The organism is Clostridium sp. 'deep sea' (assembly GCF_014931565.1).
Taxonomy (GTDB): Bacteria; Bacillota; UBA994; order PWPR01; family PWPR01.
Genome location: NZ_CP063353.1, coordinates 2,486,207 through 2,498,709, shown reverse-complemented (window position 1 = coordinate 2,498,709; position 12,503 = coordinate 2,486,207). Strand labels below are relative to the sequence as shown.

The window sequence follows — 12,503 nt, the reverse complement described above, 5'->3', positions numbered from 1 at the left end:
TCACCAATTTATTTTATGCCTAACTCATTTAGATGTGTTAGCTATCAGCGATGTTATTTCCAAACATTATAGCACTATATTTTTATATTTAAAGGGTTTTTTTTAATTTACCAACAACAACTCTTGGAAGATTTGCAAAGTCTTTAAATAACTCAATATCAATAAATCCATTATTGGAAAATATTTTTTTAACTTGTTTATCTTGACTGGAACCTATCTCTACAATAAGGTATCCATTGTTACATAAAACTAATGGTGCACTTTGTGCCAATCTTTTATAATAATCCAAACCGTCATAGCCAGCTTCTAATGCTAAATGGGGTTCATTTAAAACATGCTGAGGTAAATTTTTCATTTCTGGTGTCGAAATATACGGAGGGTTACTAACTATTATTTGGTACTGTTGTTTATTATTTAAAAGTGGGCTTAATAAATCTCCCTTAATAAAATTTATATTGTTTTTTACTTTATTATCTTGAGCATTTAACTCTGCTACCTTTAAAGCTTTTGCAGAGATGTCTATTGCAGTGATTTTAGCTTTGGGCAGCTTTTTTGCTAAAGTTACAGCTATAATACCACTTCCTGTACCTACATCAACAATATTTAAACTTGGAAAATTACTAGTCAACTCAAGGGTTTTGTTAACTAAAACCTCTGTATCTCCACGTGGAATTAATACATTATTATTTACCTTAAACATTAAGCCCATAAACTCTTGTTCCCCTAAGATATATTGCAAGGGCTTTCCACTAATTAAATTAGTTAATTCTCTCTCATAACTCTCGGTTAGTTTAAGGTTTATCTCTTGTTCAAGTCTTAGGATAAACTGGGTATAATCTATTTGTAATAAATGCATTAATAAAATACGGGCGTCTGACCGCCCGTTTTCTCTTTTATGGGTAGCAAGAAACTCACTACCATTATTCCATAGTTCTCTTAATTTCATTATTAACCTTCTAATTTAGCAAGCTTTTTAGATTGATCTTCAGTGCTTAAAGCATCAATAAATTCATCAATTTCTCCATCTAAAACCTTTTCCATTTGATGAACTGTTAATCCTATGCGATGATCGGTTATGCGAGTTTGAGGGAAATTATAGGTTCTAATACGCTCACTACGATCTCCAGTACCTACCTGACTTCTACGCTCACTTGCCATTTCAGCATCTTTTTTAGCCTGTTCTATTTCCAATAGTCTACTACGTAAAACGCGCATTGCTTTTTCTCTATTTTTAATTTGAGATTTTTCATCCTGAATTGAAACAACTAATCCTGTTGGAATATGGGTTAAACGTACCGCTGAATATGTTGTATTTACAGACTGTCCACCTGGACCACTACTACAAAAGATATCTACTCTTACTTCATTTGGATCAATCTCAAGGTCAATTTCTTCAGCCTCAGGTAATACTGCAACTGTTGCAGTGGAGGTATGAATTCTACCACTAGTTTCAGTAGCGGGTACTCGCTGTACTCTATGCACTCCGCTTTCATATTTTAGCCGACTATATGCACCTTTACCTTCAATAACAAAGGTAATTTGTTTATATCCCCCAATACCAGTTGAACTAGCATCCATAACTTCAACTTTCCATCTATGTCTCTCAGCATATCTGGTGTACATTCTAAAAAGCTCAGCAGCAAATAGAGCTGCTTCCTCTCCACCAGCACCAGCTCTTACCTCAACAACTACGTTTTTATCGTCATTGGGGTCTTTTGGTAATAATAAAAACTTTAGTTCCTCTTCATAATTTTGCTGCTGTTCTTGAAGCTTTTTGATTTCATCTTTTAACATTACAATAAATTCATCATCTGTTTCTGGGTCTTCAATCATTGCTTGAGAGTCTGTTAGTTCAGTTAAAACCTTTTTATATTTTTCATATACATCAACTGTTTGGGATAAATTAGAGTGTTCGCGAGAGTAATCTCTGAACTTTGTTTTATCTTTAATTATCTCTGGTTTAGATAATAACCCCGTTATCTCATGAAATCGCTTTACAATACCTTCTAACTTATCAAGCATCTATTTTCACTCCTGTTACATCGTTATTTAATTTTAAGGCCTCTTTTAGAGCAGTTAAAGCAACCTCTACCTGACTGTCGTCGGGTTCTGCTGTTGTGAGCCTTTGCATCCATAAGCCTGGAGCCAAAATCATCCTCCAAAACTTACTGTCTTTATTATTTCCTGCTAATTTAATTAGTTCATAACTTAAGCCTGCTATTAATGGTAAAAGTATAATACGGGTTAGTATTCTCTGTAGTACAGTTTGCCACCCAAACAACGAAAATATAAATACAGCAATAATCATTACTAATAACATAAAAGCTGTTCCACACCTAACATGAAGGGTTGTGTACTTTTGAGCATTTTCTACAGTCAATTCTTTATTATCTTCTAAACAATTTATAGATTTATGTTCTGCACCATGGTATTGAAAGACCCGTTTTATATCAGGCATTCTACCAATAATAAATACATAGAGCACAAAAATAGTGATTCTCATAACTCCCTCAACTAAATTTAAGGTTAAGGGATTTTCAAAAGTTTTTTTAGCTAAACCAGTTAAAATTGTTGGCAATACCATAAATAATAATACAGCTCCACCAATACCCATAATCACTGAAAGCCACATAGCACCACTACTTAGTTCTTCTTCTTCACCATAGGCCTCATTAGAAGAGTGCATAATACACTTTACTCCTAAATACATACTATCTACTAAACCTAAGGCGCCCCTTATTATAGGCAGCTTTTTCCACTTTGCAACTTCACCTTTACTTGTTACTTCTGTTTTAACTGATATTTTATTATCTGGACAACGAACTGCAACGCTATAACCTTTTGGAGCACGCATCATTACCCCTTCAATTACAGCCTGACCACCTATGGTCTGTTTTTTTGACATTATATAATCATCCTAATTAAGTTAGTTATACCAGGTCCAATTACTTAGACTCAACGGGAACCTCATGGCAGTGTCGGCAACGGGCTTCATATGATTCATTAGCGCCAATTAACACTGTTGGACCATTAAAAGAGGCTGGTTTTCCGTTAATTAATCGCTGAGTTCTACTCGCGGGATTTCCACATTTCATGCAAATAGCCTGTAGCTTATCTACATACTCAGCAACAGCCATTAAGCCAGGGGTAGGCCCAAATGGCAATGCTCTAAAGTCTGTATCAAGTCCAGCAACAATTATTCTCAATCCCCGAGATGCTAGCTCTTGACATACATCTATTATACCATTATCAAAAAACTGAACTTCATCTATGGCAACCACTTTAGTGTCACAGTCTATACAAGTAAGTATGTCCTCTGGATGCTCTATGTTTACTGCGGTTATGCACGAACCATCGTGTGATACTATTTCATTAACGCTATATCTGTTATCTATTTGAGGTTTAATAACCTGAACTTTCTGTTTGGCATACCGAGCTCGTTTAATTCTTCTTATTAACTCTTCGCTTTTACCAGAAAACATACTACCACAAATAACCTCAATCCAACCTTCATTGATAATGGGCATCATAAGTCTTTACCACTCCGTTTTATCTACTGTTTTTATTAGAACTCTCTATATTATAACCCATTAGCTTAATACTTGAATAGCTTTTATTAAAAGTAATTAAACACTAAAAAAGCAGAGTCTCTAAGACTCTGCTTCGAACAACTATTTTTTAATTCCATAACGTCGGTTGAAGCGCTCTACTCTTCCACCTGTATCTACCAGTTTTTGTTTACCAGTGAAAAATGGATGACACTTAGAACATAATTCTACACTTAGTTCTTTCTCTGTAGAGCCAGTTTCGAATGTGTTACCACAAGCACAAGTAACAGTACATTTATTATAATTTGGATGAATGTCTTTTTTCACATCTTTCACCTACCTCATATAAAGTAACAAAAAGAATTATAACACAGATTATTATTTAAATGCAAGATTTTTTTTATTTATTTATAAATAAGTTAATTATTAAATTTAACTCTTAGTAAAGTTACCGAATTTTATAGCTGGCAACTCAGCTTTTAAAGCATCTACCATTGTTAAAATTCACAATGGTTGTTAGGAAAAAGTTTTATTATAATATGTCTTCATATAAGTCTGGATATAGGTTTAGTTTCTAAACTGCACCATATTAACATCACATTCTTTAATTGGCTTAATATAATGAAGGCAGTTATATAAAAGAAGCAGGGGCAATGCCCCATTGTATTCATAATTTTCTCTTCATACGGCGATTTTCTCTATCTGAGGTATTAAAGTATCGTATATGATTTACAAGATAATATAGTGATGGAATAAAACCTCCAGTTAAAATGAGCTGTTCTAATAAAGAATCAGCTCCCCAGCGGGTTAAATATACTATAAAATAACACCAGGCAAACGAGAAAACAAACATAAAGCCTATCTGTCCTAACAACTCCCTTTTAATATAAATAAAGATATTAGTATAATTGAAGATTGGTAACCTAAGTACATAATGTGAGAAGAAGTCACCTATTAAGTAAACCGCAACAGTTGCAAAAAAGCATCTAAACACAATAATTTCTGCTATGTTTATTACAAATACATGGTAGAATATAGTTCCTAATACCATCGTAACAATAAATAACAAACCAGCTTTAACTTTCAATTACTACACCTCATAAACGATAATATTATTCTCACCTATTTGTATAACTTTTCCAGACTCCAGTTTTACATGTACAACATTTTGTTTGGTGCCATTCTCCATAGCTATAGTTTCACTACCATCTTTTATTACCTCACCCCACATACCATAAAATGGGTCACTTATTACTCGTACTTTCATGCCTTTCTGAGGCTCCATTAAGGTATCTTCTCCTTCAGGATCTTCAGTAACTTGGGCATCTAATGGAATAATAATTTCAGGCCTTATTACACCAGCTCTAATTTGGGTTGTTCCATTAAGAGAGGTTGTTTTTCCTACATGTTTTTTTAATAATTCAAAAGTGCGTGGTAACATAGGCACATCTCCAAAGCCTTCAGTTGCAATTAAAGTTATATCATCTTCTTCCTGCCCTGTTATGCCCACTGAAATTTCATGTCCCACTAGTTTAACGACATCATAGTTATTTAACCCGCCAATAATTATGCCCCTAACATGTAGCTCAACAGCTTTTTGTAACGCATCATATGTTATACCAGAGCCACCAACCAAAATTTTATCGCTGTGGCTATCCTTTAACATATCTGCAGTTATTTTATCAGCTGGTGATTTTACAACAATTTCAAGCTCGCCATAGGTTTCATTACCTACACCAAATACGCCCTCAATATAACAGGCCGGCGTCTCTATTATTGCTCCATACTGAGGGGTGACCTCTTTTACTTCTCCGCTAATATAACCGAACAAGTTAACAGGACTATAAGGTCTCCTAATAAAAACTTTGCCCTTTCGGGTATCGATTCTTTCAATTGTTCCCCTAGCAGGCGACAGGATAGCTCCCGAAGCAAAACCATCAAGAGAGGCGATAGTTTGGTTATAGGTTACTGACTGCCCTTCTATTACATGCATAAAGGTCTTTAGAAAAAATGGAGAGATATTAAGCTTGGTAGCTACATCAATTTCAACTACCGATTCGTCAGCAGAAAACCTTTCGCGAATGATAATTTCACCTCTACTCAAAGAAATATGTTCAACAACACCATTAAAGGGTGAAGTAAGATTCTGTCTTTTACTAAAAAACCCCTTCTTTAAAGTGGCAATTTCATCACCTTTACTAACCATATCCCCTTCTTTAACATTTAAGATTCTCTCTATCTTATCGTTAGGCACTCCAAAGTAAGAAGCAACCTTTATAGAACGAGCTGCAGCAAAATCTACTTCTGTACGAGCAATTATTGTATCTGCCTTAACCTTATCTCCTACTTTTACATATACATCTCCAGGGTAAGAGAGTTTTCTATTTCGGTTAATTAATCTTAGATTATTAATTGTTTTAACTACTGCAATTGGCATTTTTACACCCCCATATAGCTTTCTGGATAAGCACTAAGTTCTGTTAACCATTGTTTAAGTTGCGCTATTCTTTGCTGAGGATCTTTTGCAACCTGAATAGGCCTGCCACGGCCATCTAATATAATTCCGCCAGAACCACCAGTTATTAAAGCCTTTGTTATTCTATTAGTACCATCGCCCGCATTATATCCTAATGATGGTTTAATGGTAACTGTGGCTTCCTGATCATACTCTAACGGTAGTCTTTTAAGTTCTCCAGCCACTATATGATGCTTCTCTACTTTACCACCATCATACTCAATTGTTACCTTGGCAACAGCTTTTCCAGGGGAAGCTATGGGACCGGCCACCGATAAACATGTTCCTAAAGGTATTAAGCAGTCTTTTTTTATTACATTAAAGACCTCTTCTTTAGCTACTTCTTTAAGCATAACTCCTAAATGGGGCATCATAAAAATACTATCCACATATAGCTCTGTTACACCCACTGGCTGAAATGCATCTAGCATAATTGCTAGTGCTTGATTTCTGTTAGGGGTATGGGATAACACACCACCAGAGCCAATAATAACATCAACTTCTGCATCATCAATAAGTGACATCTCATTTACATTATCTTGATTAAAGGCATCAGTAATAGCTCTAACTATATGAACACCACTTAATCCAGAAGCCATTAGCTTATGCCTTGTATAGGCAAGATGTATGGCCTCACGAGCAGCAGCGTGTTCTATTAATAGTGCGTCTTTTGTTTGAGGCAAAATTGTTGGATGAATCATTTTATTAGATAAAATATTACGCAACTGATTTTCAGTTATACTGAATGGCAACCACCTAATTATTTTTTCTCCACCCGACTCTGCCAAAATATTTCCAACACTATAGCTCATTCCTAAGTTGGCATCAACAGATCTATAAAATGTTCTTCTATACTCAACATCATCTGGTCTTACTTCCAATTTATTAACATTACCATCGTCTGCATAACCATCATTTAACATTCTATGGCCAATTAACATGCTAGAGAAAACATCTGTTGTTGCACCACCAATATCAACAGCCAAAATATTTACATTTTTTGATTCGCCAATTGTATTTAAAAGATCTCCCACTGCATTCGGAGTTGGCATTATATTACCACCAGTGATTTCAATTAGTTTTTCGTATCCTGGTGCATGCGACATAACGTGCTCTAAAAACAGCTCCTGAATTTTTTCTCCAGTTGGTTCAAGATTTTCTCTCTCTAATATAGGTCTAAGGTTATCTACATAATGAACCTCAGCTTTTTCTTTTAAGAAATTTCCAACCTGTTCTCTTGCCTCAACATTACCAGCATAAACTACAGGCAATCTAAATCTACTTCCCAAACGAGATGCTGGCTGAGCCTTAGCAACTAGTTCTGCCATAGATACAACATGAACTTCATTCCCACCATCTACGCCACCTGAAATTAGAACCATATCAGGTCTCAAACGTTGAATTCTTTGGATTCGTTCTAAATCTGTTCGCCCATCATCAACCGCCAAAACATCAGTAACAATAGCCCCTGCCCCAAGTGCTGCTTTATAAGCACTCTCTGCGGTCATCTTTTTCATTACACCTGTTACAAGCATTTGAAGTCCACCACCCGCACTGCTCGTGGCTACAAAAATATCTACTCCTTCATTTCCTGTTGCTGGGGTAATTATACTAGTGTCTTTAAGTAATTTTCTTCCGCATTTTTTTTCAAGCATTGATACGGAATTTTTAACACCTACAATAACATTTTCATGAGGTTTTTCTACAGTTGTAGGTGCACCAGCCCAATTTATAAGTCTTAGACCATCTTTTGAACCGAAAAGAATAGCCTTTGTTGTTGTACTTCCAACATCAATAGCCAATACATATTTTTTCACAGTTCTCTAACCTCCTATTTATTTAAGTGAGTAACAGTTTTGCTCTCTCTAATATGTCTTCAATCATTATTTTATTAACTTTATAGTATACCTTATTTTCTCTACGTAAAGGTTCTACCACTTTTGCTTTTGCAAGAACAGATAGGTGGTGTGATATGGTGGAGTCAGATAATCCTAATTTTTGACCAATTTCGTAACCATAGTAGTTTTTTTCATTTAAGAGTCGAATTATTCTAATACGTTTTTCATCTGTTATTGCCTTAAGTGAATCTAAAGAATCCTCTACTCGATCTATTTCAATAAGCTTAAGCCTATCCATACCTATTAAGAATATTATATTGTCTTCAAAAACAAAATTTGTTAAGGATACCCCATAGTTATGTACTGGGAACACGATAACTTTATTAAATTCTTCTAAGAATTCAACATCTGTTGCCAATAAAGTGTTTATTTTATTTGTACTTTTACTATTTAAAATTTTCTCTAACTTTAAATTATCTTGATTGTAAGTTTCTGATATTGCTTTTTCAGATTTTTTAAAATAAAGTCTATAGTAGTCCGAGATTAACTCCATAAGTCTTTCTTTAATTACATCCACATTCATAAAGAAATAGGTAAGTTTCCATTTCTCCCTCTCTGGCAAGGCAGATTCTTTAAGTAACTCCAGAGCCTTTTGAGGTGTTAAATCCTTACTATCATCTTCGTTAACCTGATTCATTATAGGCCCCAAAAAGCTAGTTATGATTTCAGAGGCAGTTACTTTTGTTAGAAAATGAAACATAAATCGCTGAATATCCTCTAATACCCCATACTTATATACAAGACCAATCAAACCATAAATGCAGTAGCTATCTATATCAAAGAATACTTCAATTTCTTTGCGTATACCATCGTTTAATTGAGCATCCATAATTGCAAGCCATTCTATTGTATCTTTGGATATATATTTTTTACGATGCGGATTGCTATTAATAACCTCGTAATTTTGGATATAAAATATTGAGCTCATAAGTTCGTAGACAATCGAGTTTTCAATATAAATATTATCTTTGATATGTTTCAATTACTTACCTCCTATTTATTTCGAATATCTCATTCTATTAATATTTTAGAACATAAATTTATTAACGTCAATAAAGATATCCTACTATTCGCAAAAAAACAATTAAAAACACCGTTAACATTCTTTATATTAACGGTTTTTCTAACATTATCCAATAATATTTCTAATTTTTTGCACTATATCTGTCCTGCAAATTTTACTTTGTTCCCCACTTTTAAGGTTTTTTAAGGTAATTTTATTTAATTTAACTTCGTCTTCACCAATAATTAATGCAATTTTTGAGTTTAACTTAGAAGCCTGTTTCATCTGAGACTTTAGGCTTCTGTTAGCATAATCCATATCCGATTTAATGCCTTGCTTACGCAGGTCATGTAGTAACTTAAAGACTAAATCACCTGCATAATCATCTGCTCTTACAATATATATATCACAATAGTTTTTAGTAGGAAATTTAATGCCCTCTGCTTCACAAGCCAAGTCAATTCTCTCTAATCCAGAACCAAAACCTATACTAGGTATACTTGGACCTCCTAAATTTTTAACTAAACCATTATACCTTCCACCACCACCAATAACATTTATAGCACCTTTTAGAGCTGTATTTTTAATTTCGAATGCAGTGTTGGTATAATAATCAAGACCCCTTACCAGCCTTTTATTTTCGTTATACTCTACGCCCACTGAAATGAGTCCCTGTTTAACTTGGCTATAATGATTTTTACATTCATCACACAAATAATCACTTGTAACAGGTGCGTTTAAAGTTAAATATTGGCAGTTTTCATTTTTACAATCAAGAATTCGCATTGGGTTTCTAGTTAATCTAGCTTGGCAAGTTTCACATAACTGATCTTTTATTTTTTCTAAAAAGCTTACCAAAGCTTTTCGATGTTCTTTACGACACTTTACACAGCCAATTGAGTTAATGTCTATAACTAGTTGATTCATACCAAGCTCTTTGTAAAATGTATAAAGTAAATCTATAACCTCTACATCTATTTTAGGATTATTGATTCCAAAAAGCTCTACACCTAGCTGATGGTGTTGTCTCAGGCGACCAGCCTGAGGTCTTTCATATCTAAAAATAGGTACCCCATTGTAGAAAAATCGAGCAGGTAATGCTTGATTATATAATTTTTTTTCCACAAAAGCTCGTACAACAGGGGCTGTTCCTTCGGCCCTTAAGGTTAAGCTTCTGCCACCACGATCTTCAAAAGTGTACATTTCTTTTTGAACAACATCAGTAGTCTCACCAACCCCTCTTTTAAATAACTCTGTATGTTCAAAAACGGGAGTCCTAATCTCTTTATAGCCGAAACTTTCAGCTACATTTTTAAACACATTCTCTATATATTGATAACGTTCTACTATACCTGGTAGAGCATCGTAAGTACCCCTTGGTGCTTTAGTTAGCATAGTTGTTCACTCCTATTACAAGCGTAATTTTCTTGAAGTCAATTATATCAGATTAATACTAATTATACACAAAAGCACAGATTTAATTGTCTTGAATCTACATTTAATATTATTTTCCTCGCTTTTTTTACTAAATAAGCTTTATTTATGTTTTAAGCTTTAAACTTTAGGTTTTTTTATTTAAAATAAGAGTATCTATTTTTGAAAAGAGGTACATTATGAACCACCTTACAGAAATTATTGTTTTAGCTGTTATTGTTTTAGCAGTTGTAATTATGTTTTTGAAACAAGATGCCTATAAAACAACCAGACAACAGTTACAGCGCCTACCAAAAGATTTTAAAATTAAAAACCATATATTAGCTAAAAATGATAAAGGAGAAAAAATAATAATAGAGCATTTAATTATGTCTCAAGCAGGTATTTTTTTAATTAATATATGTGATCACAATGGTAAGGTTATTGGTGAAGAACCACAGCAAAAATGGAAGGTAGTAACAAAGACTGGACAAAAAGAAATCCATAATCCTACTATAGATAACCTTTATGCTGTAAAAAGCATGCGCTCGAGAATTAATGATCCCGAAGGTATTGTGCCAATTTATCCTGTTGTAGTATTTGGCAAAAAAGCAGACTTAAGTGAGGTTGTTACCGAGAGTACTGTCATAAGAGCTACTAGTTTGGTTAATTATTTAAAGAAGTTTAAAGAGGCAAAACTATCTGATTTAGAGTTAGAAGCTGTATTTAATAAGATATAAGGTTAAGGGGGCGGAAAAGATTTTCCACCCCCTGTGTTGTACTCGCTTTTTAGCATCGTGTGGTGTGTATTTTACAAAGTAAAATACGTGGGTGTACTTACCTTCGGTTGCGTGTAGTGAGTTTGCTGTGCAAACGTATTGGGCACATTGCACTTTGTTTATGTGATTATTTAGTATGTGTATTTAACTTTCCTGACTGCATTAATTTTCTTATTTCTTCTTTACTTATTAATCCTTTAAATGACATAATGGTGTACTCCTCTTGTGATATTTTTAGTTTATATCATTTCTGAGGCTTACACCATTCATTTTACACATCAACTAAAAATTTACAATGTGAACTAAAATACAGCGACAGCGCACTACACGAACAAAGTGAGTACACTACATAATTGACATGTCAATTATACACTACGCAACGCCAATATGTTTTATGGAGCAAAGCAGAATAAAATCATTACATTAAAATAGGTGAAGCCAATAAAATATAGGCAAGCTCACTACAAAAAAGTGGCCTTAGGCCACTTTTTTAATTACCCTTATTTTTATTTAAGTCTAAAATCATTCCGTTGCCTTCACCTGTCATAATTTCTGGTAATTTACCATCCCATTTTTTTATCCATTCAAGCTCTATTATCTCAGGATTTTTCGAGATTGACTCAGCAATTATTTTCTTTTCTTTGGCTTCTGCTTCAGCTTCAATAATTCTACGTTGAGCTTCTATTTCGGCCTTTATTCTATTTTGCTCAGCTGTCTCAACAGCCTTTTTAGCTACAGCTTCAGCTCTAATTGCCTTTTCAATGTCTTCACCAGCATCAGTATCTAAAAAGGTAATTGAGTGTAAGTTAATTCCATTTACCTGTAAACGTTTTGCTAATTCTTTTTCAATAGAAGCATAAACCTCATTTCTATTACTACCCAATATTTCAATGATGTTAAACTCTGTTGTTACACCCTCTATAGATCTTTTAGTTGTTGGGTAAATAAGGTCTTTATCTACATTACTCATTGTTTTAAAGTTTTTAAAAACTTGAAACGCTAAGTCTTCATCAATTTTGTACTTAACATCTATAGATATTGTTAAAAACTGGGCATCCTTAGTTTGTCCATAGACCTTTTCAATTCGTTTAGACTGTACCTCTGTACTAATCTTATATACCTTATCCCAAGGCATAACTATTTTTAAGCCTTCGCTAAGCATCTCATCTTGTACACCACCATTAAAAGGTGCAAATCTTATACCTACTGTATTGGCAGGTATAATAACAATAGTTCTTGAAGCAAATCCTACTAAGGCTACAAGTAAAACTACTAAAACAATAATTCCGCCAAATTTTTTTGATTTTGGCTTGGGTACTTTAATATCAAAATCCATACAAATATCTC

The 12,503-nt window shown here is 33.9% G+C and carries 12 protein-coding genes; 1 reads left to right on the top strand and 11 read right to left on the bottom strand.

Annotated elements, in window-relative coordinates; all coding sequences use genetic code 11:
• Positions 1-88: 88 nt before the first annotated feature.
• From prmC to hisS, 10 genes are all read right to left on the bottom strand, one after another.
• The gene (gene prmC, locus IMX26_RS11625; protein ID WP_195158556.1) at positions 89-946 is read right to left on the bottom strand and encodes a peptide chain release factor N(5)-glutamine methyltransferase; all 858 of its coding nucleotides are present in this window, start codon (positions 944-946) and stop codon (positions 89-91) included.
• Between the two features lie 2 nt (positions 947-948).
• On the bottom strand, positions 949-2,022 hold the full coding sequence (gene prfA, locus IMX26_RS11620) for a peptide chain release factor 1 (protein ID WP_195158555.1): 1,074 nt from the start codon (positions 2,020-2,022) through the stop codon (positions 949-951).
• Positions 2,015-2,905: a DUF1385 domain-containing protein gene (locus IMX26_RS11615; protein WP_195158554.1), complete on the bottom strand. Its 891-nt coding sequence runs from the start codon at positions 2,903-2,905 to the stop codon at positions 2,015-2,017. Before IMX26_RS11615 ends, prfA begins: the two co-directional genes overlap by 8 nt.
• A 40-nt stretch (positions 2,906-2,945) precedes the next feature.
• Positions 2,946-3,530, bottom strand: coding sequence for a thymidine kinase (locus IMX26_RS11610; protein WP_195158553.1), 585 nt, complete (start codon positions 3,528-3,530; stop codon positions 2,946-2,948).
• Between the two features lie 141 nt (positions 3,531-3,671).
• Complete coding sequence (rpmE, locus tag IMX26_RS11605; RefSeq protein WP_195158552.1) at positions 3,672-3,875, bottom strand: 50S ribosomal protein L31; 204 nt, start codon at positions 3,873-3,875, stop codon at positions 3,672-3,674.
• A gap of 340 nt (positions 3,876-4,215) precedes the next feature.
• Positions 4,216-4,635 carry a hypothetical protein gene (locus tag IMX26_RS11600; RefSeq protein WP_195158551.1) on the bottom strand — a complete coding sequence of 140 codons (420 nt, stop codon included), beginning with the start codon at positions 4,633-4,635 and terminating at the stop codon, positions 4,216-4,218.
• Between the two features lie 3 nt (positions 4,636-4,638).
• A complete protein-coding gene (locus IMX26_RS11595; protein ID WP_195158550.1) occupies positions 4,639-5,985 on the bottom strand; it encodes a hypothetical protein in 1,347 nt (448 codons plus the stop codon).
• 2 nt (positions 5,986-5,987) lie between these two features.
• Complete coding sequence (locus IMX26_RS11590; RefSeq protein ID WP_195158549.1) at positions 5,988-7,880, bottom strand: glutamate mutase L; 1,893 nt, start codon at positions 7,878-7,880, stop codon at positions 5,988-5,990.
• A 22-nt stretch (positions 7,881-7,902) separates the two neighbouring features.
• Positions 7,903-8,943 carry a winged helix-turn-helix domain-containing protein gene (locus IMX26_RS11585; protein ID WP_195158548.1) on the bottom strand — a complete coding sequence of 347 codons (1,041 nt, stop codon included), beginning with the start codon at positions 8,941-8,943 and terminating at the stop codon, positions 7,903-7,905.
• A gap of 147 nt (positions 8,944-9,090) precedes the next feature.
• Positions 9,091-10,359: a histidine--tRNA ligase gene (gene hisS / locus IMX26_RS11580; RefSeq protein WP_195158547.1), complete on the bottom strand. Its 1,269-nt coding sequence runs from the start codon at positions 10,357-10,359 to the stop codon at positions 9,091-9,093.
• Between the two features lie 218 nt (positions 10,360-10,577).
• Here hisS and IMX26_RS11575 point away from each other — a divergent pair, with 218 nt between their 5' ends.
• Positions 10,578-11,117: a nuclease-related domain-containing protein gene (locus tag IMX26_RS11575; protein ID WP_195158546.1), complete on the top strand. Its 540-nt coding sequence runs from the start codon at positions 10,578-10,580 to the stop codon at positions 11,115-11,117.
• 529 nt (positions 11,118-11,646) lie between these two features.
• Here the strand turns inward: IMX26_RS11575 and IMX26_RS11570 are convergent.
• On the bottom strand, positions 11,647-12,492 hold the full coding sequence (locus tag IMX26_RS11570; RefSeq protein ID WP_195158545.1) for an SPFH domain-containing protein: 846 nt from the start codon (positions 12,490-12,492) through the stop codon (positions 11,647-11,649).
• Positions 12,493-12,503: the final 11 nt, after the last annotated feature.